A 24,116-nucleotide genomic window follows, 5' to 3' on the forward strand; every position below is an offset into this window, starting at 1 on the left:
ATTCCCGATTCCCGATTCCCGATTCCCGATTCCCGATTCCCGATTCCCAATTCCCGATTCCCGATTCCCGATTCCCGATTCCCTTTTCCCGATTCTCTAATTATGACATTCATATTAAATTCTCATAATGTTTTTGACTATCTAGCTGATCGTGGTTTATGCAATCCCTCCGAGCAAGCTCTCAGTAAAATTGAGCCACTGGAAGCCAAGAACTTTAACTTATTGCTGACCTTTCCAGATGGTAATAAGCTGCTCGTAAAGCAGGAGCGACATAACCAAGAAGGGAAAGCCGCTGGTGAGTTTTTGAATGAATGGCGAATTCAAGAATTCTTACAGAAATTTCCAGAACTTGCTAACCTCCGCTCTTTGATACCAGAGGTGTTGCATTTTGATGGTGAGAATTCCATTATGGTTTTCCGCTATCTCGATGACTATCGGGATTTAATGGATTTCTACGCCAAAGAAAATATCTTTCCTACAGAGGTTGCTGCCACCATCGGCACCCTCTTAGGAAAAATCCATCATCATACATTTAATCGTAAAGACTATCAAGATTTCTTCTGTACCGAAACCGATAATCAAACCACTGAGCAAGTGCCTAGATTAGTTAACAGTTTAGAACGAATTGGTCCGGAAATCTTTGGTTCGGTACCTGCTGACGGGCTGAAATTCTTTGCCCTTTATCAACGATACGATAGTTTAGGGCAAGCGATCGCACAACTAGGGAATGGTTTTGCCCCCTGCTGTCTGACCCACAATGACCTAAAGCTAAATAATATCCTTCTGCACCAAGATTGGGAGCATGAAAGTACCAGCATGGTCAGGCTAATTGATTGGGAGCGCTGTAGTTGGGGAGACCCGGCGTTTGATTTAGGAACACTGATCAGCAGCTATGTCCAAATCTGGCTGAGTAGCCTAGTTATCAGTAAATCTTTAAGTATTGAAGAATCCCTAGGTTTAGCCATGACCCCCTTGGAACAGCTCCAGCCTTCCATTGCTGCCCTAACCAAAGGGTATTTTGAAACCTTTCCAGAAATTTTAGAACACCGACCTGATTTCTTGCGGACAGTAGTGCAATTTACCGGTTTTGGTTTGATTCAACGAATTCGGGCGATGATTGAGTACCAAAAATCCTTTGGTAATGCCGGGATTGCCATGCTCCAGGTTGCCAAGACCTTGTTGTGTCGTCCAGAAAAATCCATGCCCACGATTTTTGGCCCTGCTATTGCTGAATTAATCCAACTCCGTCCTTCCGCTGTTTAAGACATAGCAATTCTCTATCCCATGAGCTACAAAGAGATCCCCCATTATCCCCCTTAATAAGGGGGACTTTGAGGTTGATAATCGTACCTCATAAATGCAATAAACGCTATAGCATTTCCAAATAGGTCATGAACAATCTTGCTGATTTCTCATAACATCAAAAACTCTTCATATCATGTCCGGATCATTAGTTATAAAAAACTTTATCCCTTCAAACCTTACTCCTTTACTTCTGCCTTCTGCCTTCTGCCTTCTGCCTTGCTTTTGCGCTTAGTATAACTATTCAACCGGACATGATATCAAAGGTCTTTCCTACTACTCCCTACTCCCTACTCCCTACTCCCTACTCCCGACTCCCTACTCCCTACTCCCTACTCCCTACTCCCTACTCCCTACCAAACCATGATCCAACTACTTGATTCTACAGCAATTCAACCATCCCCCATCACCAATCAGCAATTACTAGACGTTCTAGACGATATTGTTAACAAAGTAAAAATCCAATCAGACTTCTCGATTCACCATTCAGATTACAAACCGTTGGAAATTCCAGCCGAAGCTGTGGAACGTTTTCAACGGATGCCCGAGGATATGCAGCAAAAATATATCAGTCTGCAACTGCGGAGTTTTCTATATGGTATTTATTACAATGGCTCAATGCGAGATACTCTCGCACCGGAAGCAGATACTGAAGCTGCGCCAGTAGACCTGGAGAACAATACCATCCTGGGAGTAGATGTGGGATTTTATCAGCGACTGCACGACAGCAATAGTGGCAAAGGCTACTTTGACCCTGGTTGGTCTGTTCTCAGAGAAGAAAGTGATGGCACTTTGGCTGTGACTAAAGGAGGATTGAGGCTGCATATTGAACGGGAGCAGCATCTGCCAGCATCCCAGCAATCTGCCACGGTCGGGGATTCAGTAGCAATCCGTATGCCTAAGAATTTGGTGCAAAATGGCTTTTATATGGCCGTTGGCAATCTAGAAGCACATCGTCCGCAAACAGACCAGTCAGTGACTGTGCGAATTTACTTCAACTTGACTCCTGACGGTGCAGTTGCCGTAATGGGTAGCTTAACCCAACAGCTGAACGAAATCGAAATTCCGTTCCACTTTAAAGTTTTGTACAATCCCAAAGACTACGAACGGCACGATTCTGGGGTACTCTACTTTGATAAGTGTCACTATGACGCTGTTGAGGGAGTTTTAAAGACTGTTTATACAGAGCACCAATCCCATTTTCAGCCAGACGTGCCCCTATTTACCATGGAGCTAGCACCAGGTTTGGGGTTAGCAGAAGAACCAGACCAAAAATTTGCTGAACAGGAAAGCTTTGGCATGAATCGCTGTCAGATTGTGGCCAATGGGTTGTTAGACGCTTGGCATCAAGGGGATGATTCCACTGAAGCAAGGATGAAGGCTATCCTTGGGCAATTTTCTAGGCTAGGGATTGACTTGGAGCGTGTTTATCTCAATGCCAATTCTGAAGATATTTATCAGTGTTTAGATATCTAGCAATTATCATTACGAGTTAGGTACACATATTTTTTTCCACTCCCTGCTCCATGCTCCCTAAAAACTAGGACGAAAGTACCTTATCCAATTGAGAACTGGTAGAAAATAATTTTAGTCTTTTAGTCCAAGAAGAGTCTTGGGCTATTTTTTATGGTTTTTCTCAGAGGTTGTCTGAGAAGTCCCATTTGCTACATCCAAGCCCCCTAAATCCCCCAATTTTGGGGGACTTTTAGAAGCAAATTGACTCTTGTTCCCCCCAAAGTTGGGGGGCTAGGGGGGCAAAATTCAGTATCAAAAAACTTTTCAGATATCCTCTTAGGCAGCCAATCTATCTGTAGGCTGTCTAAGTCCTGTTCAAATCGGAAAGATTAATCAGGAAACTTGTCTTTCAAACCTTGATCAAACCCTTTATCAAACGTTTGTATATTAGATCTAAAGAAGCCAAAATCCAAAACTATTCTCCAAAATCCTTTCCTGTTGCCTGTTGCCTGTTGCCTGTTTGCTATTTCTCCAAAACTTTTACTTCTAGACAGAGGAGCTACAATCCGTAACACTTTCTCCAATAGCGAAGGAAAGAAACGCTGACACCATATAGCTAAATGACTTTGCCATCCCACTAAAATTTCCGATGAGTTCTTCTCCAGTTTGGCGACTAGTACCTTAGCGACTTTTTGGGGAGTCATCGGCAAGACCCAGCGAAACAAGTGTAATCCTCGCGCCATATCAGTATCTGTTAAGGATGGCAGTAAAGCCATTACCCGGATATTTTCTCGCGCTAACTCTCCCCGTAACGCTTGAGTAAAACCAACAATCCCAAATTTGGTAGCGGAATAGCTTGCCATCGTCGGTGCTGCCACCTTACCCATCAAACTAGAAACATTCACAATAGTGCCTTCTCGTCGTGCTGCCATGCGTCGCCCAATTAAACGAGTCATTGTGTACATACCCATTAAATTCGTGGCGATTTCTTCCTGCAAATTTTGCAGTTTGGATTCTAGAAAAGGAGCTTGATGAGCAACGCCAGCACAGTTAACTAACAAATCAATTGGTCCGTAACTTCGCCAAGCTCGTGCGATCGCAATATTGACTCCTACTATTTGGGTTAGATCTAAGACAAGCGTCACAACTAGTACCCCTTGTCGTTCAATCTCAGCCGCCACTTCTATTAAACGTTGGCGATTTCGCGCCACCAACAGTAAGCGTCTTATTCCTTGTTGGGCTAATTCCAGAGCGATCGCTCTGCCAATACCACGAGAGGCTCCGGTAACCAGAGCCGTTTTTCCCTGAATCTTCATGTGCTACAATACCTATAGTTGAAAACAAACAAGCATCGGATGCGTCGCTAAACCCACTCAGACTCAAATTAGTCGCAGTGAAGTTAGTGACACTGAAGCTATTGACAGTGAAATCTTGCTCCCACGCAAGGGTTATCCGTAGGCAGTTCAAAATTGGTAAAGACTACCTACAAATAATTGATGGCAACAGCCTTATCCCCGACCCTAGCTATCGGACTATTGGCTAAGGGAGTCAAAGCAGCGGCAATTTGCCATTCAATCTGGTGGATAACTGGTTAAGATATTTCTCCCCGGTTTGTTGCGGAAACTTGGTAAGAATCGGTGGTCGAAATATCCTTCAAATCATTTTGGCATCACTTAATTAATCCGTAGCCAGAATCGGTGTTGATGTAGAGCATGGTTGGTACCCTCCTTGAAATGAGTATTTACCAGTAACTAAGCCATAAGCCTACACTAACAACACTAACTCTCAACTGCAACATATATTAACATAAACCTATTGTTTTTTACATTTATATACGAAAAATTCATACATCAATTAGGATGAAGCATTTAGTCAATATTGTTTGAACCCCTTACCAAATCTAGGATTGAGTCGTTTACTTCCTAAATTTTGTTTTTTTGTTCAACAATAAAAAATATGAGAAAATTAACAAAGTGTTCAGGTAGATTGAAAAATTCCGCTCATCCTAGACCTGGCTAGTCGTGGCATGAGCGGGTGATTTTGTTCAAGTAGATTAAAAATTTCCGCTCATCCTAGACCTGGCTAGTCGTGGGATGAGCGGTTCATTTTTAAATGAGTATCAAATAACTAGTAAGTACACAAGTACAACAATTACACACAACTGTGAATGCTGATAGAGGGAAGAGTTGCCAAAATGAACTCACCCCCCACCGAGAATAGCATGACACAGTAACATGACACAGTAGCATTACACAGTAGCATTACACAGTCATGATGTCTTTTTCTTTAGCCGCGAACACTTCATCAACTTTTTTTGTGTATTTATTCGTCAACTTCTGAATCTCGTCCTGCAAATCCCGTGACTCATCCTCAGAGATTTCCTTATTTTTTTCCTCTTTTCGGACAGAGTCAACGGCATCACGACGGATATTGCGAATCGATACTCGACCTTCCTCCGCAAACTTACTTGCCATTTTGACAAATTCTTTACGGCGCTCGCTAGTCAGTGGAGGAATATTTAACCGCACTACTTCACCATTGTTGTTCGGAGGCAAATCCAGATCCGAAAGAGTAATGGCTTTCTCGATCTGGTTCAGCATACTTTTGTCGTAAGGTTGGATGGTGATTGTACTAGCGTCTGGCGTGTTGATATTAGCCAAAGATTTCAGGGGGGTTGGGGTACCATAGTACTCAACCATCACCCGATCCAATAGACTAGTACTGGCGCGACCAGTCCTAATGGTATTGAACGCCCGTTGAGTGGCCTCAACAGCTTTATGCATACTGGTTTCGACATCAGCTAATTGCACAGGAACCTCCCACTATTGTTCCAACAGTTTCTCCCATAACAGCGCGGTGAATATTACCCCGCACCCTTAGATCAAATACCATAATTGGGAGGTTATTCTCTTTACATAATGCGATCGCAGTACTATCCATCACCCGCAAATCCTGACTTAGGACATGGCTGTAAGTCAGGCTCTGATACCGTCGGGCCTTAGGATTCAGGTTAGGATCACAATCATAAATACCATCAACTTTAGTTGCCTTAAATATTACCTCAGCATCGATTTCTGCCGCTCGTAAAGCAGCGGTGGTGTCAGTGGTAAAGAAGGGATTACCACTACCTGCCCCAAAAATAACCACTCGTCCCTTTTCCAGGTGGCGAATGGCACGACGCCTGATATAGGGTTCTGCCACTTCCTGCATTTCGATTGCAGTTTGCACCCGTGTCGGGATATCGTTTCGTTCTAGAGCATCTTGCAAAGTCAAGGCATTCATCACTGTGGCAATCATACCGATATAATCAGCAGTTGCCCGATCCATCCCCCCCGCTGCAGCTTTGAGTCCGCGAAAGATATTGCCACCACCGACAACGATTGCCATTTGAACACCTTCATTCAAAACGGCAGCCACTTCAGCTGCGATTTCCTGAACCACTTCCGGTGAGATGCCGTAGCCCAAATTGCCCATCAAGGCTTCACCGCTCAATTTTAGTAAAACCCTTCGGTATTTTATCCCCATGCCACGACTCTTTGTTATGAAATTGTTATCCACATCAAGATAACAGTCAAATTTGTCATTCGTCATAGGTCATAGCTGATCCCTCATCGCTGATCGCTCATTTTTAATCCCAGCTTAAGGATTATCGCCACTGAATAGGACTACCAGTTACCTTAGTTGATTGTGGTGAAATCTCTTGCCCTGTTAAAAGAGACGCGATCGCACTGTTCAAGTAATGGGCTTGTACTGCGTCACCATCTTGGGGATTATCATCAATTGACCCATTATAGCATACAATTCCCTTATGGTCAATTAAAAATGCCTCAGTGGTTTTCTGGGCACCAAAGCTGTGAGCTACGTCTTGAGTTGGATCCCAAAGGTAAGGAAAGTTCAATTGCTGAGTTTGGCAGAACTGCTTCATTTCCTCAAAACTCTCTGCGGGGTACTGATAAACATCATTGGCATTAATGCCCACTAGGGTAAAACCTTGATGTTCAAACTGGTCTTGAATCTGTTTGAGTCTTGGGATGTAGCAATTGACATAGGGGCAGTTGTTGCCTAAGAAAATAACTCCCACTCCTGAGAAACGTTCTAAGTAACGGCAGAGATGGTGAACCTGCTCATCAGTTCCCGGCAATTCAAAATCCGGAGCATAACTGCCAATGGTGATGATGATGTTTTCTATAGTCATGGGTGATGGGTGATAGGTGATGGGTGATGGGTCAACCCCCTTTAGCATGGAAGCTTTGCTTAAGGGGAGATGATGCGATCGCTAATTAGCTCATAGACGAATTTAGCATCAAGGGGAAATTTCCCGACCCAATTCTAAATCAAGGGTATTCGACCTGCTCAGATGCTAAAAGAGCTTCTGGAGCATTTTGGCAACCTTCACCATAGGTTGTCGTGGCTGAATAGGCAATCCGTAAAATCACCACTCTTGCAGCTGACTATTTACCATAGTTACTAGGTTTTGTTACACAATGTAAAGGTAAATATGGCATAACTTGGGATTTTTTGAGCATGTCCTCCTCTTTCACAGCCCCAATCAGGGATCAGATTGAAACAAAAACCTGGATGTGGCAGGGCTTTTCGATTGGGTATAAAGCTTACGGTAATTCTGGACCAGCTGTGGTGATGGTGCATGGCTTTGGGGCATCTTCCGGACATTGGCGCAAGACCTTGCCAGTGTTGGGGGAAAACTGCCGATGTTATGCCATTGATTTGATTGGCTTTGGGGCTTCAGCTAAACCGACTCCTGGTATAGAGATAGACTATACCTTTGAAACCTGGGGGCAACAAATTGCGGATTTCTGTCAGGAGGTGGTTGGTGGTCCGGCATTTTTAGTCGGAAACTCTATTGGTTGTATTGCCCTAATGCAAACCGCTGTAGATAATCCAGAGCTAGCCAAAGGAGTCGCCCTGCTCAACTTTTCTCTACGACTACTCCATGAGCGTAAACGGGCTGAACTCCCTTGGTATCAGCGTCTTGGCGCACCAGTACTTCAACGATTCTTAAAAATTAAGTGGGTTGGCCAGTATTTTTTTAGTCAGCTGGCTAAGCCTAAAGTAGTGCGTAATATTCTGTTGCAAGCCTACTGCCGTCCAGAAGCCGTCACTGATGAACTGGTTGATCTGATCATGGCACCAGCGGCTGATCCCGGTGCAGCTGATGTGTTTATTGCCTTTACTAGCTATTCTCAAGGACCACTACCAGAAGACCTGATCCCAATTTTGCCTTGCCCTGCCATCATACTATGGGGCACCGAAGACCCCTGGGAACCCATTGACTTAGGACGAGAATTAGCGAAATTCCCGACGGTAGAAAAGTTTATTCCTTTAGAAGGTTTGGGCCATTGTCCCCAAGATGAAGCACCAGAGATAGTCAACCCGATTTTGCTCAATTGGATTGGGGAAAATCGGGTTTAAGGTTATTAAAGGGTTGAAGGTTAGTGGGTTGAAGGTTGAAGGTTAGTGGGTTGAAGGTTGAAGGTTAGTGGGTTGAAGGTTGAAGGTTAGTGGGTTGAAGGTTGAAAGTTTAAGGTTTAAGGTTGAAGGTTAGTGGGTTGAAGGTTGAAAGTTTAAGGTTTAAGGTTGAAGGTTAGTGGGTTGAAGGTTGAAAGTTTAAGGTTGAAGGTTAGTGGGTTGAAGGTTGAAAGTTTAAGGTTGAAGGTTTAAGGTTGAAGGTTTAAGGTTTAAGGTTTAAGGTTTAAGGTTTAAGGTTTAAGGTTACCCAGTTACAATCGCGATCGCAAATCCCCCAACACCTTCCCAACGCCACTAGTACTCTTAACCCAACACCTAACCCCTAAAACCATTACCGTAACATTCAACGGTCAACCCTTTAACAACCTTGGCCTTTGGCCACGCTACGCGAACAAACGTCAACCCTTTAACAACCTTGGCCTTTGGCCACGCTACGCGAACAACCGGTTAACCTTCAAGGGGTTAACCTTGGCCAAAAGGCCACGCTACGCGAACAACTTTCAACCTTGGCCAAAAGGCCACGCTACGCGAACAACTTTCAACCTTCAACCTGTTAACCTTCAACCCTTTAACAACCTTCAACCTGTTAACCTTCAACCGTCCTTGACTGCTACTAGCTCTAATCTATAGCGATAGAGAGCCACAGGTTTTTCCAAGGCTTTAAAGTAATCGGGGTCTTGTGGTGACAGATAAACTGCTGTGACTTGGTCAGCCTTAATAATCGGACTAGGTGATTTATGGAACTGATATGCTGTTGTGGTTTCTACTTCGTTGAAAAAAGGTCGGCGAGTACCGCGAAAAACTTGGTTGACAACTTCTGTGGCAATAAACTGATCGGGAGCTGGTATTTCAGAAGCGCGACCAGTAATCACTGAAACTAGTTGGCTCCCGGTGCGCAGAAGGGTAATCTGACGATTAGGGGTATTGGGGTCTACTTTGACAGCTCTAATTATGCGATCGCCTAGGTAAGCCCTAGCAATATTCAACCCATTGAACCCTCGGTCAGCAACCACGTCTTCAGCAACCACCTCTGAGGTAGGTTTTAATACTGATAGATTTTTTCTAGAACGTCTAGTTCTAAAGGGAATAAACCAATCCCCAAGTCCTGAGCTTGATTTCCCAACTTGTTGAAACCGCACCAGAAAACTAATGGGCTCCTTGAGATGACTGCGATTACCTTCAAATCCTGGTGTCACTATTTCTGGTGCTAGAGGTGCTATCTGCTCGATCAGGGTGCTGGTAACTTTCCAAGTCCCCTTGATCCAAGTGGGATATAGCAAATCCCCGGTCGCCGCTGTGACTGGCGGTTTGCTTTTCCAATCGGGAAACTGACCTAAACGCTGAGCTAACTCTCCTGCCTGAGCCTCACCACCAACCAGGAGCAAGGTTAACACCAGACATAATCCCAAAATTCTTCTCAAACCAAAATTCCTCTCACCTTAGACTGGTCAGCGATCTTGCCGGTAAGGCAGATCCCCCCATCTAATCAAGAATCAAAGCAACAGGGGAGTGCTGACCTTTACCATTTTAACTTTGGGTGTCTGCAGTATCGGTGTTTCCACTGAGATATCCTTTTAGATATCCTTTAGCCTAATCCAGCGCTAACTCTCAAGTAGAGTTCACTCTCGCGAGAACTGTCCAAAATCTCTAGAGTTCTTGATAATCGATGATTTCACTTAATTTTAATTTGCCTTAAACTATCTGGCTATATCACAAAGATTTCGTGAAGTTAATATAAATTAACGGGAACAAAGTTAATCAGTAATGTTCATATTGAACCTCCCCATCCGTCGCAGGAATTGGGATTCCCAGGTACAATCGTGCGCGACTGTTATCTCCGTGGGCGTAACTTTCCCTGGCCGTAGGCCACGCTACGCGAACGAACCGAAGGTAGCTGGGAGGGGTTAATCCCCAGTTTTTTGAGACCCCTGTTTTTGATGTTTACTGCACCATTGACATCAGCATCATCGTGATAGCCGCATTCAGTGCAGACAAACTTTTCTCCAGATCGATTTTCTGCACTGGTGTGATGGCATTTTGGACATTCTTGGGATGTATGCCTAGGGCTTACCTTGATTACTGGAATGCCTGACTTTGCAGCCACGACTTCGATTTTCTTGATCAATTCCCCCCAGGCAGCATCAGAGATTGAGCGGTTAAGTCCTCTTTTGGCTGATTGTCCATTACGTTCGCGAAGCGTCGGCTTTGCCGAATCGTATCCGCCATTTTCGTTGGGCTTGGGCTTACAGCGAGATTTCATGCCCTTAATGTTCAAATCTTCAAACACCAGGGCATCTGCACCATCAACTAATTTTTTGGCAGTTTCCCAGTGGTATACCGAGCGCCCATTTTCAATCCGTTCATGCAATGAACCCACTTTTTTGAATGACTTTTTACGATTTTTTGAGCCTTTTCGCTTACGACTTGCAGCTCTCTGTCTCAGTTTTAAACGTCTTGATTGGCGATTAAATTTACTGCTTTTGGCTGGATTTGCAATGATTTGACCATCAGAAATACTGACAAGCTTCCTGATCCCAAGATCACACCCTTTGACACGTCCTGGATCTATTTCGTCCCTAGTCTTGACAGGAGGCAATGGGACTGATTTATCTTCGATTTGAATGCTGACAAACCAGCCTCGTGACTTTCGACGGACAGTAACCGATTTCATCGTAAAACCATCCGGAATAGGACGGGAATTATAAAAGCCCATCCAGCCAATCCCAGGCAAGTAAATTCGATTACCGTCTAGTTTTACCTGACCTGGAGAGTATTTAAAACTCCGATAGCGAGAGCGTCTTTTAGGTTTTGGATACCTAGCCTCTCCTTTGAAAAACTTTGTAAAAGCAGTATCCAATTGCCTTAGCATTTGTTGTAAGACAGTTGAATGAATCTGCTTGTACCAGGGGCGCTGTTTTTTTAGCACAGGAAGAGTTTAACTTTGAATCTCGTACGCACTACGCCTAGGGTTTTTGGTATTTTTCCATGGATACCCAACAGAACTTGATTTGCTTACCGAACAAGTAAGTGGACACGCCTCTCCATGACTTCTTAGATCACAATAATTCCCCAGCTTTGGAGATTTGACTTGTTCATAGGAATCACTTCTATCTCTCAACAAGTAATTATATTGACTCAACAGCATGTCTAGCCATTTAATCATGATAGCTTCTTGCTGAGGACTAGGTTTGAGTTTATAGACGTATCCTAATTGCATGGTATCGACCTTTTTCCTGTGCTATCGCGGATTAAGCTTACAGAAATATACTTGACAAGTAGGTAACAGGATTAACGTATGAAAAAATCAGGAAGACCTTGTATTCATCATGAGCCAAAGTCAGCTCATACAGTTAGAACCACCAATGCCGCTTGGGACGGGTTAAAGCAAATGGCAGCTAAAGCGGGATTGAGTCTGTCAGAATATCTGGAAGCCTTCGGAAAAACTGGTGTACTACCTTAGCAATTTTGAGGGGAAAATTCATCCCCACCCGTCGCAGGGATGGGGTATTCTTTTCCCCTCAAGCTCCCCTAATCGATAAAAGAGTATATATAATACTAGTGTATATACTTAGATCTTAATAAAGGCTTCAAGATTTCAGTTAAGGTCACCAGCCTGATGTTTACCAAACCCTGACTCATAGTACTATTCCCCTCAGTATTGTGATTCAGTGTGATTCAGTGTGATTCAGTGTGATTCACTCCTAAGCAGCTGATACCCCAGGGTGCATCTGACCTCAGCTTAAAAACAGACGTATTAGGAAATTGCTAATCTCATCCTGTAGTTGACTAATGCATTTTGGAATTCAGGATAGCCGATTAAAAACGATATTACCCATGAGCCAAATCAAATTAGCTGTGAGTCAAATCAGCCAGTCCCTGGCAGCCGTATCTTTGTTGGTAGCCCATATTGGTGTCATGCCAACTCAAGCCCAGCCTATTCCAGCCGATGATGGCACTCAGACCCAAGTCACCCTCGATGGCAATCAATTTGACATTGATGGTGGCATTCGCTCTGGAGATAATCTCTTTCACAGCTTTCAGAAGTTTGGTCTAGACCAAGACCAAATTGCTAACTTCCTATCTCAACCGGGTATACAAAACATTCTGAGTCGGGTTACTGGTCGTAATGCTTCTGTGATCAACGGTCTAATAAAAGTCACAGGGGAGGGCAGCCCTAACCTGTTTTTAATGAACCCAGCGGGGATAATTTTTGGTGCTAATGCCCAGCTGGATGTACCTGCTTCATTCACCGCAACTACGGCGACTAGGATTGGCTTTGGTGATGACAATTGGTTTAATGCCTTTAGTGCCAATGACTACTCTACTTTAGTCGGTACACCCAGTGCCTTTGCGTTTGATACATCCGAGACACCGGGACTAATTTTTAATGAGGGTAAGCTAGAAGTCGCAGCAGGCAATAACCTCAGTTTAATCGGTGGTACTGTCATCAACACCAATCAACTGGAGCTTCCAGACGCAACAATTACTATAGCTGCTGTGCCTGGGGAACGTTTGGTAAAAATTAGCCAGGAAGGACTGTTGCTGAATTTGGAAGTTGAACCCCTACCCTCAGATCCTTCCACAGCAGAACAATCTTTTACACCGCTCTCTTTAGCTGAGCTATTAACCGGGGATGGTGTCAGTCATGCCACAGAATTCACGGATAATGGTGATAATAAAACCGTGACCTTGACTAGTTCTGGCATCACTATAGCGCCTGGGGATGTAACTGTTAAGGACCTAACAGCACAAAGGGCAATCCTGTCTGCCAACAATGATCTCACTCTCAAGGAAAGCCAGCTATCTACCACCGGGGACTTAAGCCTATTGGCCAAGAATACGGTGCTGATCAGGGACACACTAGAGAATTCCTTCCAAGCGGTAGCAGAAGGAAACCTCAAGATTCAGGGGGATGGGGGCATTGATATCCTAGCACTGAAGAATCCCAACACCCGCTTCGAGAGTGGTGGTGACCTGACATTGGTCAGCGATGGCAAGATCTCTACAGATGCTCACTTTGCCAGTGGCGGTAAATTCTCCATTGAGAATTTAGCTGGTCAACCAGGTAACTTTGTTAGCCTCCAAGACCCAATTATTACTGCTGACGGGGATGTTAGGTTTGGGGATTACACAGGGTCTTCTCTTAAAGTAGAATCCACAGGAAATATTGAAGGTGGGAATATCAAAATCACTGCACCAGATACTGGGCTACCAAATTTAGAATCAGAGTTAACAGATACTCAGCGAGAAAATTTATTAGAGTTAGTTTCCACTTCAGAGCGGAACGAATTAGATAGTGATACTTTAAACAAATTAGAGAATCAAACCTTAAAAACTACTCGTGCCGTGATTTTAAGGGCGGGTTTGAATAAAAATGAATTGAGCAATCAAGTGGCGGTAAATTCTGGAGATGCTTCATCTCAAGTTACGGACAATTCTAGAGATGCTTCATCAGGCAGTATCACCATTGGTAAGATCGATACCAGTAATCCTCCTAATGGTGGTGGTAATAATGCTCCTGGAATTCAAGGTGATGCTGGTCCTGTGATATTATCTGCTAAAGGTGACATTATTTTTCGCAATAGCAATAGTGATGGGACAAATAATAATATTATAAATAATAATTTAACCCAAATAAGAACCACAGAAACAAATGGTAATAATTCTGGTAATGTATTTTTGGAAACCAAAGAGGGCAGTATTAGGATAGAGGCAAAAAACCTCGATATCAATACTGAGGTTTCAAACGATGGGAATCCTGGGAAAGTAACGTTTCAGGTTCCAAATTTAGATAATATCGACTCTGGTAAGTTGGAACTCAGGACAAGAGCTCGAGGTAGTGCTGATGCTGGTGATGTAGAGTTTGTTAGTCAGCAAGAGAGCAGCCGAGAGCAGGAACAACAAATAAAAGATCAAATCCAGGGAGATTTGCGGGCTTTCGGTGAAGGGAGTATAGGTGATTTGATTTTTAGCCGTTTTCCCACAGATACTAATACAGAAGAGGAAACAAACCAACAAAACGAAACAAACCAACAAAACGAAACAGACCAGATCATAAAACCTATAGACGACACAGACCAGATCATAAAACCTATAGACGACACAGACCCAATCATAAAACCTATAGACGACACAGACCCAATCATAAAACCTATAGACGACACAGACCCAATCATAAAACCTATAGACAAAGACACTGGCAAAGGTTCTCGACCTGACCAGATCAAGCCTGACCCTGACCCTAGATTGGACGGAGGTAATGGAATTGTTAATGACAAAGCCTCTGACAGAAGTGAGTCCAACGATGGAAACACTGGTAACGAGACTTCCGTTTCCCCCTCTGACAAGACTATAAGTGACACGGCAGAGCCCTCTAGCTCAGACGCTAGTAGTTCAGACCCTGGTACTTCAGAACCTGGAACCCCTACTGCTTCATCTCAATCAAATTCCACAACTGAAGAAGTTTCACCTGAAACTGACCCAGTTTATTTAATTGAAGAAGCCTTCACCAAAGAATATGAGTCACACTTTCAGCGACCGTTTAAGGCCAAAATCAACACTCAGAATGATGTCCGCAATCGGACTCGGGAGCTTGAGAGGGAGACAGGGCTAAAGACTGCCGTTATTTACGTCAGTTTTGTCGAAAATTCCGGTACATTACCAGGCACTCGATGTCAAGCTCCCTCAATCCCTGTTTCCAAAATCGACCGACGGTTTGGTTACCGACTCTCTGAGGTTCCTCAAGCACCAGAGCGTTGCTTACCACAACCAAATGACCAGCTGGAACTGTTGGTGATCACAGCTGAAGGTAATCCAATTGTGCGGCAAATCAATGGTGCCAGTCGTGATCAAGTCCTAGCTGTGACCAATAGATTTCAGCGATCGCTTAGCAATGCCGACAGCTTGGATGCCAAAGACCACCATTACCCAGCTGAGCAACTTTATCGATGGATCATAGCGCCCTTGGAGAAGGAATTAAATAACCGCAAGATTCAGAGCCTAATATTTGCTATGGATGAGGGTTTGCGCTCCCTACCTATAGCAGCTATCTACGATGGGCAACAATATCTGGTTGAGAAATATGGTGTTAACTTGGTGCCTAGTCTGAGCTTAACCTATTCTCGTCATACAGATGTTAGACCCTTCCAGGTTCTGGCAATGGGAGCATCGAAATTTGCTTATCAACAACCTTTGCCTGGGGTAGAAGTAGAGTTAACCACCATCACTGAAAAACTGTGGAAAGGTCGCTCTTTTCTCAACGAAGCCTTTACTATGGACAATTTAAGGGCTCAACGAGAACAGCAGCAATATGGGATCATTCACCTAGCCACCCATGCAGAGTTCAACCCAGGAACTCCTAACGATTCCTACATTCAGATGTGGAACCACAAACTAAGGCTGTATGAAATGGAAAATTTGCTTTATGAGCCATCGGTAGAGTTATTGGTACTCAGTGCTTGCCGAACTGCTTTGGGCAATCGAGAAGCAGAGTTGGGTTTTGCTGGGTCAGCCTTTCAGGCAGGAGTTGACTCAACGTTGGCAACCCTTTGGTATGTCAGTGATCAAGGTGCTCTGGGGCTGACTACTGAGTTTTACCGTCAGTTGAAAAAGACATCGAGTAAAAGCGAAGCTTTACGACAGGCACAGTTAGCGATGATTCAAGGCAATGTGCGTATCGAGAATAATCAGTTATATGGCTCGGGCAAGAACATCTCGTTACCGCCAGAATTGTCAGGACCAGGAAAACAAAGCTTTTCTCATCCCTACTATTGGGCTGCTTTCACTCTGGTTGGAGATCCCTAGTTTATACCAATTCTTCACTTTTCATAATTTTGATAAGCAGTAACAATCCTCTGAACGAGGGCATTACGGACAACATCCTTATTGGTGAGTTCGCAGAAAGCAATGCCTTCTACAGATCTTAAAATTTTTAGGGTTACCGCTAATCCTGAGGGTTGGTTGCTAGATAAATCGGTCTGGGTGAGATCACCAGTCACTACCATCCGAGAACGTGAACCCAAACGAGTCAAAACCATCTTCATCTGGGCTGGTGTGGTATTCTGAGCTTCATCAATAATCACGAAGGCATTATTGAGGGTGCGACCTCGCATATACGCTAGGGGAGCCACTTCAATAATGCCCCGTTCCATTAAATTGGCAGTCTTCTCTGTATCAATCAGTTCATGGAGAGCATCATAGAGGGGGCGCAAATAGGGATTAATTTTCTGCTGCAAGTCTCCCGGTAAAAAGCCAAGTTTTTCACCAGCTTCTACCGCTGGTCGTGTCAGAATCAGCCGTTCATATTGATTATTTAGTAACGCCTGAGCGGCGATTACCACAGCTAGGAAAGTTTTGCCAGTACCTGCTGGTCCCACACAGAAGGTGAGGTCATGGCTTAGTACAGCTTTGATATACTGCCGTTGCCGGAAGGTTTTAGCTCGGATGACCTCACCCCGGCGAGTATGAGCCAGCACATCTTGATGTAAATCTTGTAATTCATCCTGTCGCTTAGTATCTAAGGCATGAATTGCAGTTTGGATGTCTACTCCTGTAATCCTTTTACCTTCGATCCAATAAATTTTAAGCGATCGCACTAGGGATGATACCCGCTCGACCTGTTTCTCGGTGCCAGAAATCAATAACTCTTGCCCTCGCAGCACCAGATGCGCACCGGTTTGCCGTGATAGGGTTTTCAGGTTTTCTTCCTGGTCTCCAACCAAGGCGATTGCACTTTCTGGGCTGGGTAGCTCAATTGTTTTGGATACTTCACTCAAGGTTTATCAACTACAGGCTTGCTGTCTCAACTATCGAAGTTAACTGGTAACTTAAAGTAACTTAATAGACAACTCAATCTACCAATCTTGACCAATCTTCAAGGTTTCCTGCCATTGGTAATGAGAGGTACAGCAGCCGGATGTTCTTCACCCCCTTTTCTCCATTGTCCTCTCATTACCCAAACCTTCAAAACTATTGCAATAGAGAACTTAGGAGGGAAATCTTGGAGTTACTCTAGGTCTGGCAACTCGGCGAGGTAAATTTCTTCTGACAATGGTTCTACGACTAGGGCCATTGTCTCGACGAGGGCTACTACCTGAGCCTGAGCCTTCATAGATATCCAAATAAACAGTTTGGCCAGCAGCTTGGGCTGCTGCTTTAATTACTGTCCGAATCGCTTGAATATTGCGACCACCCCGACCGAAAACTCGCCCTTTATCCTCTCCATTAAAAGCTAGTCGAATCCAGACACGCTCTTTCCCATTTGATTTCTCACAGTCTACGCTGAGGGAGTCTGGTGATTCCAAGAACGGCTCGATTAAAAATCTCACCAGTGCTGAATAATCTGGGTCATCATCTCTAACAGAAGCAGATAGGATTTCAGGTACGGATTTGTTCAAAAACATTAGCTTTTTGCAAGATATTACGCACGGTTTGTGTTGGCTGAGCTCCATTTTTGAGCCACTTCACTATTGCTGGTACATTCAGCCTCGTTTCATCATTTCTTGGATTATAGAATCCCAGTTCTTCTAGAGGACGCCCATCACGGCGTGCACTGCTGGGAATTGCCACTATTCGATAGCTTACTTCACGCTTTTTGCCGAATCGTTTTAATCTGATTTTGATCATTGTACCTAATTAATTCACCTGTTTGATTTTAAGCGATCTTTGGGGGTTTGAAAGTGAACAGGTTGAATTGTGAAGATTGTAACTGACTCAGCAGGCAAGCCGCTACCTGTTCACAATCTTCTCAGCTACCCTACTGCGCACGCCTCAGGGAACGGCCTAACCTTCAGGCTAACCTTCTTCTGTGTCACCTTTTACCGCGTTACCTTCTACCAGCTAACCTACCCTATGGGAACGCCAAAGGCGAACAACAGGCTAACCTACCCTACACCGAACGCCAAAGGCGAACAACAGGCTAACCTTCAGCGTAACCTTGGCCAAAAGGCCACGCTACGCGAACAACCTTCTAACCTTGGCCAAAAGGCCACGCTACGCGAACAACCTTCTAACCTTCAACTGGCTAACCTTGGCCAAAAGGCCACGCTACGCGAACAACTGGCTAACTTTCTACTATAATTGCCCAAATCCCTTCTTCTTCTTACCTTTTTTCTTTTTCTTGCCAGAGCCACTACCACGCCAACCAGGTAGATTACGAGGATTTCCACCACCCATACCACCGAACATACCACCTAAGCCCCCCATGGCTGGCATCTGACCTTGACCCATTTGCTGCATAAGCGATCGCATTCTGGTAAATTCACTCACCAGACCCCTGACGTCTTTTTCCGTATGACCAGAACCTTGGGCAATGCGGCGGCGGCGGCTCGGAGAGCTAGCTAATAAATCTGGGTTACGACGCTCCTCGGAGGTCATGGAGCTAATCATAGCTTCGGACTGCTTGAGCTTGGTTTCCCCTTGTTGAAGTTGAGAAGAACTGAGTTTGCCCATGCCTGGAACTAGTTTCATCAAGCCACCAAGGGATCCCATGTTCTTTAACAGGCGCATCTGCTTCAAGAAATCGCTGAAGTCAAATTTTGCTTCCAGCATTTTCTGTTGCATCTGTTCAGCATCAGCGATGTCAATCTCTTCCTGGGCTTTCTCAACCAAGGTCAGTACATCCCCCATACCCAGAATCCGGGATGCCATGCGGTCAGGATAAAATGGTTGTAGTGCCTCGACCTTTTCCCCAACCCCAACAAATTTAATCGGCTGACCTGAAATTTGCCTGACTGAAAGGGCAGCACCACCACGACTATCCCCATCAAGTTTGGAGAGAATTGCCCCAGTAATACCGATTTGCTCATGGAAGGTGCGGGTCAGGGTTGCTGCTTCCTGACCAGTCATGGCATCCACCACTAGTAGGGTATCGTGGGGTTGGACGGTTTCTTTGATGCGGGAGAGTTCTCCCATCATGTCTTGGTCGATTTGCAGTCGTCCCGCTGTATCGATAATTACCGTATCGATAGCCATTGCTTTTGCCCGTTCTACCCCTTGACGAGCAATGTCTACTGGGTCAGCTTCTGTACCTAACTCAAACACCGGTACATCAATTTGTTTACCGAGGGTTACCAATTGATCAATGGCTGCGGGTCGATACACGTCTGTAGCCACTAGCAGACAGCTACGTTCTTGCTTACGCAGATGTAAAGCGAGTTTTGCACTAGCCGTAGTTTTACCAGTACCTTGTAGACCAGCCATTAGCACAACGGTTGGTGGGGTGTCTGCTTGGGCTAGGGGAATATTGGTTTCCCCCATCACTTGCACCAGTTCGTCGTAGACTATTTTGATGAACTGCTGGTCAGGGCGAACACCTGATATGACTTCACTGCCTTGTGCTTTCGCTTCTACTCCAGCAACGAAATCTTTGACTACTTGTAGGTTGACGTCTGCTGATAAGAGGGCGCGACGCACTTCTTTTAGGGCGTCTTGGATGTTAGAACTAGAGATCTTGTCCTGACCCCGTAGTTTTTTCCAAGCATCTTCTAAGCGTTCGGCGAGAGCATCAAACATACGTCAATTGTCAATTGTGATGGTTTTGTTTTTATGGTTACTTTACTGAGTCGCCAGAGTTTTGATATACCACACCTCTTAGCTACACACCTTACTAGCATAGCGCTTTTGGGGATTGTAGTTCAATGTGTTGGTAAGCATTTAACCCTGGGCTATTCGTGACATTGATTCAAGGGTTTAAAATCAAGGGGTGACTTAAGAGCTACTGCGGAATTCGGTGAGCGTGAATCAACTTTCTGTGCAGAAGACCAGGGCTAGTTTTTCTCGATGCCAGCTACCACCACCCTTAAAACCGCCAGATGTATTGCGGGTAATTGTTCCAAGTGGAACCTTGCGTGAGGTTGATGCTTTCAATCGGGGGATTGAGATTTGGCGATCCCGTGGCTACCATGTCCAATTACCACAGAACTGGAATGCTAGGGAAGGTTACCTAGCTGGGACTGATAGTCAGCGACGCCAACAGTTGCTCGAAGCCTGTCTTGATCCCCAATGTCGGGGCATTCTCTGTGCTAGAGGAGGTTATGGTAGCGCTAGACTTCTGGAAGACTGGATATGGCCAGAAGAGTTGAAGGTTGGCAGGTTGAAGGTTGTTCGCGAAGCGTGGCCTGTAACCTCGACCAACCTGCAACCTTCAACAAACCAACCTGTAACCTCGACCAACCTGCAACCTTCAACAAACCAACCTGTAACCTCTGCTTTGAAGTGGTTGATTGGTTTTTCTGATATTACTGCTTTACTGTGGAGTCTTGGTCAGATTGGGGTTTCCGGTGTTCATGGTCCGTTACTGACTACTATTGCTGGTGAACCGGAATGGTCACTCAATCGGTTGTTTGATTGGGTGGAAGGACGACCCATAGCTCCCTTGAAAGGGGTTGGTTGGGGAGGTGGTAAAGTTTCTGGTGTGTTGCTACCGGCTAATCTTACAGTCGCTACTCATCTGCTGGGTACACCCCTACAACCTTCCTTATCAGGAGTTATTCTTGCTCTAGAAGATGTCACCGAGGCTCCCTACCGCATTGACAGGATGTTGACTCAGTGGCGCATGAGTGGTGCAATGGCCGGGGTGAAAGGTATTGCCTTAGGGCGGTTTAGCCGTTGTGCTCCTCCCAAGGATGTTCCTAGCTGGACTGTGGAGGAAGTGTTGCGCGATCGCATTTGGGATCTGGGTATACCAGTTGTCTCTGACTTGCCTTTCGGTCACGATGGGGTGAACGCTGCCCTTCCTGTCGGACAGCTGGTTGAACTAGATGCTGAGGCCGGGACCTTGAGTTGGGTTGGAGGTTAGCCGGTTAGCAGGTTAGCCGGTTAGCAGGTTGAAAGTTGGCAGGTTGAAAGTTGGCAGGTTGTTCGCTTAGCGTGGCCTTTTGGCCAAGGTTAGCCAGTTAGCCGGTTAGCCAGTTAGCCGGTTAGCCAGTTAGCCGGTTAGCAGGTTGAAGCTGGAAAGCTTGTTATTCCCTTTGTTCCCATCACCTTTTAACGTTCGCGTAGCGTGGCCTTTTGGCCAAGGCACCGTCTTAAAATGTAACTTATTATTAACACTTTTTTCATCTTCTCAAATCAGGAGAGTAAAGGGAATACCAGCATGATAAGCTGACAAATACACTTAAAAAAGTATAATAGGATAGATGCCATATGGCTGGGTCAACCCAGGTTCCTTATTTGTTGAGGGCGGCTCGTGGTGAGGAGTTAGAGCGCCCCCCTGTGTGGATGATGCGACAGGCAGGTCGTTATATGAAGGTTTATCGCGATTTACGGGATAAGTATCCGAGTTTTCGCGAGCGCTCCGAAAATCCAGACATCGCGATTGAGATTTCTCTACAACCCTGGAAAGCGTTTAAACCAGATGGAGTGATTTTGTTCTCTGATATTCTAACTCCATTGCCAGGGATTGGTATCGATTTTGATATTGTCGAAAGTAAAGGGCCAATCATTAACCAACCGATTCGTACCCAGGAACAAATTGACCAGCTACATCTGTTGGATTTAGAGAAATTTGGGTTTATCCGGAAAATTTTGAAGGCGCTACGGCAAGAAGTGGGCAATGACGCAGCAGTGCTGGGCTTTGTCGGTGCTCCCTGGACTTTGGGCGCTTATGCCATTGAGGGTAAAAGTTCTAAAAATTACTCCATCATTAAAGGGATGGCCTTCTCACAACCAGCTATGCTACACCAATTCTTGGGTAAGCTAGCTGATGCGATCGCTATTTATGTCCGTTACCAAATCAATAGCGGTGCTCAGGTTATACAAATGTTTGACTCTTGGGCAGGTGAACTGAGTCCCCAAGACTACGAAACCTTTGCCTTACCCTATCAGCAGCGAGTAGTACAGCAGGTTAAAGCAACTCACCCAGATACTCCCTTCATTCTCTATATCAGTGGTAGCGCTGGAGTGCTTGAACGCATGGGACAATCGGGGGTTGATATGGTCAGCGTAGACTGGACCGTAGACATGGCAGAAGCTAGAAAAAGATTGGGTCCTGATATGAAAGTTCAGGGCAATATCGACCCAGGAGTGCTCTTTGGGTCACAAGCTTTTATTCGCGATCGCATTGTCGATACTATTCGCAAAGCTGGCCACGAAGGTCATATCTTAAATCTTGGTCATGGTGTTTTACCCGGCACTCCAGAAGATAATGTTAGATTCTTCTTTGAAACTGCCAAACAGGCAGATCAATTAATGGCTGTTCATGCATAATAGTCGATAAAACAATAGAGAGTAGAGAATCGACAACCAGATTCTGTGCCATTTTCTCCCTCTAGCAGTCATAGGTTCGGGGAGCGCTAGTCCTCCCTAGGGTATCCTTCGGTCAGAGTTGGACCGGGCTTTCAAGGTGCAGACGTTTACTTGTCCACGTAGCCCCTCCAATAAATGGAATCCTCGCTTCAGTCTCATCCCCTTGAAGGGGATGAGATTAACAACCTTATACAACTATCTTGAGAGTGCAGATACTTGATTAGACGACTAAGGATAGAATCCTTCAAGATGCATCACCACAACAATAAAGGAAGTGTTCTTCACTCGATCAAAACCTTCTTGTACCCCTAGAAGTAGTTGACCTAGTTGTTTGTTTGTGTTAGGTCAGGATCGGGAGTACATAATTAAATCTAAAATTCAAAATCCCATGACCTCTAAGCGGATTTTTATCACTGGTGCTAGTGGCTGCATTGGTCACTACATCACTGAAGCCTTAAGTCTCGACACTGACCATGAGTTGTATTTGTTAGTCAGAAACCCTGACAAATTAAAGTTTGACGACTTGAAGTTTGGCGACAAGGGGCGTGCTGGCATTACCATCCTAAAAGGTGACCTGCGCCAGATTGAAGACTTTGGTGGCTTGCTCAAGACCATGGATGCAGCAATTCTGGCAGCAACCGCTTGGGGAGGGCAACAGGAAACATTTGATATTAACGTTGTCAAAACTATCGAGTTAATCAACTTGCTTGACCCTACTGTTTGTGAGCAAGTAATTTATTTCTCTACTGCTAGCGTATTGGATAGGAATAATCAATTACTGAAAGAAGCTGGTGAACTTGGAACAGAATATATCTATTCCAAATACACTTGTCTGAAGCGCTTATCCCAATTAGCGATCGCTCCTAAGATTACTACCCTCTTTCCTACCTTGGTACTGGGGGGAGATGAAACTAAACCCTACTCCCATCTGTCATCGGGACTCCCAGATATTGTCAAATGGATTAACTTGATTCGTTGGTTTAGAGCTGATGGCAGTTTCCACTTCATCCACGCCCAAGATATTGCTCAGGTCGTGCGATACCTGATTGATCATCATCCCTATCAAGGATTGAGTGCAGAAGCAGAGTGGATGTCTAGCGGTAGATTGGTTTTGGGTTGTCAGCCGTTGAGTGTCAACCAAGCCGTAGAAGAAGTTTGTAGGTATCTTGGTATTCAAATTTATTTTCGCCTACCATTGTTTATCTGGCTTGCCAATATCTTTATTGTGCTGTTCCGGATTCAGATGGATCCTTGGAGTCGGTTTTCCTTGAATTACAGACATTTTATTTATCACAACCCCGTTAATCCAAGCACCTTTGGTTTACCGACTTACTGTCCTACACTTACTGACGTTCTGAAAGTTAGTGGCATTAGCAGAGAGTAGATTTTTAAAATCGTGACACTTTAAACTAGAAACAGGACTCCTAGTTAACTTGTCTTTAATTTTTGAATTGCTGGAATCTAAATTATGCTTAATTCTAACATAAAGCGTTTCTCATAGCTACGAGAAACGCTATAGATATCTCAGGTAATAGATAATCTGGAATTGCTCTGGGGGTAATACAAGCACCCCAAAATACTGACCAGCTTTAACTTTACCAGCTCTAACTTTACACCAGCTTTAGGTT

22 protein-coding genes are annotated in these 24,116 nt (G+C 44.8%); 11 read left to right on the forward strand and 11 right to left on the reverse strand.

From position 1 onward, the window contains the following. Nucleotides 1-102: 102 nt before the first annotated feature. The 3 genes from BJP37_RS00220 (at nt 103) to BJP37_RS00225 (ending at nt 2,778) form a co-directional block, all read left to right on the forward strand. The gene (locus tag BJP37_RS00220; RefSeq protein WP_075905610.1) at nt 103-1,263 is read left to right on the forward strand and encodes a phosphotransferase; all 1,161 of its coding nucleotides are present in this window, start codon (nt 103-105) and stop codon (nt 1,261-1,263) included. A gap of 293 nt (nt 1,264-1,556) precedes the next feature. Further along, a complete protein-coding gene (locus BJP37_RS43135) occupies nt 1,557-1,682 on the forward strand; it encodes a hypothetical protein (RefSeq protein ID WP_269086922.1) in 126 nt (41 codons plus the stop codon). Beyond that, the gene (locus BJP37_RS00225) at nt 1,666-2,778 is read left to right on the forward strand and encodes a T3SS effector HopA1 family protein (protein WP_075895564.1); all 1,113 of its coding nucleotides are present in this window, start codon (nt 1,666-1,668) and stop codon (nt 2,776-2,778) included. Before BJP37_RS43135 ends, BJP37_RS00225 begins: the two co-directional genes overlap by 17 nt. Before the next feature lie 368 nt (nt 2,779-3,146). On the opposite strand, the gene BJP37_RS00230 is transcribed toward BJP37_RS00225, so the two are convergent. The 4 genes from BJP37_RS00230 to BJP37_RS00245 all read right to left on the reverse strand — a co-directional run bounded on the left by BJP37_RS00230 (nt 3,147) and on the right by BJP37_RS00245 (nt 6,952). Continuing rightward, nucleotides 3,147-4,073 carry an SDR family NAD(P)-dependent oxidoreductase gene (locus BJP37_RS00230; RefSeq protein ID WP_081431017.1) on the reverse strand — a complete coding sequence of 309 codons (927 nt, stop codon included), beginning with the start codon at nt 4,071-4,073 and terminating at the stop codon, nt 3,147-3,149. Between the two features lie 945 nt (nt 4,074-5,018). Further along, nucleotides 5,019-5,567, reverse strand: a complete 549-nt coding sequence (gene frr, locus BJP37_RS00235; RefSeq protein ID WP_075895566.1) for a ribosome recycling factor — start codon at nt 5,565-5,567, stop codon at nt 5,019-5,021. Beyond that, the gene (gene pyrH, locus BJP37_RS00240; protein WP_075905612.1) at nt 5,554-6,282 is read right to left on the reverse strand and encodes a UMP kinase; all 729 of its coding nucleotides are present in this window, start codon (nt 6,280-6,282) and stop codon (nt 5,554-5,556) included. The genes frr and pyrH overlap by 14 nt, the downstream gene beginning before the upstream one ends. A gap of 121 nt (nt 6,283-6,403) precedes the next feature. Next, the gene (locus BJP37_RS00245; protein ID WP_075905614.1) at nt 6,404-6,952 is read right to left on the reverse strand and encodes a thioredoxin family protein; all 549 of its coding nucleotides are present in this window, start codon (nt 6,950-6,952) and stop codon (nt 6,404-6,406) included. Between the two features lie 329 nt (nt 6,953-7,281). Here BJP37_RS00245 and BJP37_RS00250 point away from each other — a divergent pair, with 329 nt between their 5' ends. Together BJP37_RS00250 and BJP37_RS43140 are read left to right on the forward strand one after the other, a co-directional pair. Further along, nucleotides 7,282-8,187, forward strand: coding sequence for an alpha/beta fold hydrolase (locus tag BJP37_RS00250; RefSeq protein WP_075895568.1), 906 nt, complete (start codon nt 7,282-7,284; stop codon nt 8,185-8,187). A gap of 479 nt (nt 8,188-8,666) precedes the next feature. Further along, on the forward strand, nt 8,667-8,801 hold the full coding sequence (locus tag BJP37_RS43140; protein ID WP_269086923.1) for a hypothetical protein: 135 nt from the start codon (nt 8,667-8,669) through the stop codon (nt 8,799-8,801). A 36-nt stretch (nt 8,802-8,837) separates the two neighbouring features. On the opposite strand, the gene BJP37_RS00255 is transcribed toward BJP37_RS43140, so the two are convergent. The 3 genes from BJP37_RS00255 to BJP37_RS44475 form a co-directional block, all read right to left on the reverse strand. Continuing rightward, nucleotides 8,838-9,665 (reverse strand): DUF6816 family protein, encoded by an 828-nt coding sequence (locus BJP37_RS00255; protein ID WP_075895570.1) that lies wholly within the window; start codon nt 9,663-9,665, stop codon nt 8,838-8,840. A gap of 410 nt (nt 9,666-10,075) precedes the next feature. Continuing rightward, the gene (locus tag BJP37_RS40615) at nt 10,076-11,170 is read right to left on the reverse strand and encodes an RNA-guided endonuclease InsQ/TnpB family protein (protein WP_075895572.1); all 1,095 of its coding nucleotides are present in this window, start codon (nt 11,168-11,170) and stop codon (nt 10,076-10,078) included. A 9-nt stretch (nt 11,171-11,179) separates the two neighbouring features. Next, nucleotides 11,180-11,461, reverse strand: coding sequence for a helix-turn-helix domain-containing protein (locus tag BJP37_RS44475; RefSeq protein ID WP_075895574.1), 282 nt, complete (start codon nt 11,459-11,461; stop codon nt 11,180-11,182). Nucleotides 11,462-11,539: 78 nt separating this feature from the next. On the opposite strand from BJP37_RS44475, the gene BJP37_RS40620 reads away from it, so the two are divergent. After that, entirely contained in the window at nt 11,540-11,704 is a 165-nt protein-coding gene (locus BJP37_RS40620) for a hypothetical protein (protein ID WP_198953930.1), read from the forward strand. Between the two features lie 374 nt (nt 11,705-12,078). After that, nucleotides 12,079-16,047 carry a CHAT domain-containing protein gene (locus BJP37_RS00270; RefSeq protein WP_158069333.1) on the forward strand — a complete coding sequence of 1,323 codons (3,969 nt, stop codon included), beginning with the start codon at nt 12,079-12,081 and terminating at the stop codon, nt 16,045-16,047. Between the two features lie 14 nt (nt 16,048-16,061). Here the strand turns inward: BJP37_RS00270 and BJP37_RS00275 are convergent, their stop codons facing one another. The 3 genes from BJP37_RS00275 to rpsP form a co-directional block, all read right to left on the reverse strand. Continuing rightward, on the reverse strand, nt 16,062-17,018 hold the full coding sequence (locus tag BJP37_RS00275; protein ID WP_075895578.1) for a PhoH family protein: 957 nt from the start codon (nt 17,016-17,018) through the stop codon (nt 16,062-16,064). A 210-nt stretch (nt 17,019-17,228) separates the two neighbouring features. Further along, the gene (locus tag BJP37_RS00280; protein WP_075895580.1) at nt 17,229-17,645 is read right to left on the reverse strand and encodes a KH domain-containing protein; all 417 of its coding nucleotides are present in this window, start codon (nt 17,643-17,645) and stop codon (nt 17,229-17,231) included. Then, nucleotides 17,620-17,868, reverse strand: a complete 249-nt coding sequence (gene rpsP / locus BJP37_RS00285) for a 30S ribosomal protein S16 (protein WP_071102122.1) — start codon at nt 17,866-17,868, stop codon at nt 17,620-17,622. The genes BJP37_RS00280 and rpsP overlap by 26 nt, the downstream gene beginning before the upstream one ends. Nucleotides 17,869-17,937: 69 nt before the next feature. Here rpsP and BJP37_RS35215 point away from each other — a divergent pair, with 69 nt between their 5' ends. Beyond that, complete coding sequence (locus BJP37_RS35215) at nt 17,938-18,321, forward strand: hypothetical protein (RefSeq protein ID WP_143727396.1); 384 nt, start codon at nt 17,938-17,940, stop codon at nt 18,319-18,321. On the opposite strand, the gene ffh is transcribed toward BJP37_RS35215, so the two are convergent. Continuing rightward, the gene (gene ffh, locus BJP37_RS00295; RefSeq protein WP_075895584.1) at nt 18,316-19,755 is read right to left on the reverse strand and encodes a signal recognition particle protein; all 1,440 of its coding nucleotides are present in this window, start codon (nt 19,753-19,755) and stop codon (nt 18,316-18,318) included. The genes BJP37_RS35215 and ffh overlap by 6 nt on opposite strands. Nucleotides 19,756-19,978: 223 nt before the next feature. Here ffh and BJP37_RS00300 point away from each other — a divergent pair, with 223 nt between their 5' ends. From BJP37_RS00300 to BJP37_RS00310, 3 genes are all read left to right on the forward strand, one after another. Further along, nucleotides 19,979-21,040, forward strand: a complete 1,062-nt coding sequence (locus tag BJP37_RS00300) for a S66 peptidase family protein (RefSeq protein WP_229415138.1) — start codon at nt 19,979-19,981, stop codon at nt 21,038-21,040. A gap of 347 nt (nt 21,041-21,387) precedes the next feature. Next, nucleotides 21,388-22,449, forward strand: a complete 1,062-nt coding sequence (gene hemE, locus BJP37_RS00305) for a uroporphyrinogen decarboxylase (protein ID WP_075895586.1) — start codon at nt 21,388-21,390, stop codon at nt 22,447-22,449. A gap of 427 nt (nt 22,450-22,876) precedes the next feature. Next, the gene (locus tag BJP37_RS00310; RefSeq protein ID WP_075905618.1) at nt 22,877-23,872 is read left to right on the forward strand and encodes an NAD-dependent epimerase/dehydratase family protein; all 996 of its coding nucleotides are present in this window, start codon (nt 22,877-22,879) and stop codon (nt 23,870-23,872) included. Nucleotides 23,873-24,116: the final 244 nt, after the last annotated feature.

Source organism: Moorena bouillonii PNG (assembly GCF_001942495.1).
In the GTDB taxonomy this organism is placed as follows: domain Bacteria; phylum Cyanobacteriota; class Cyanobacteriia; order Cyanobacteriales; family Coleofasciculaceae; genus Moorena; species Moorena bouillonii.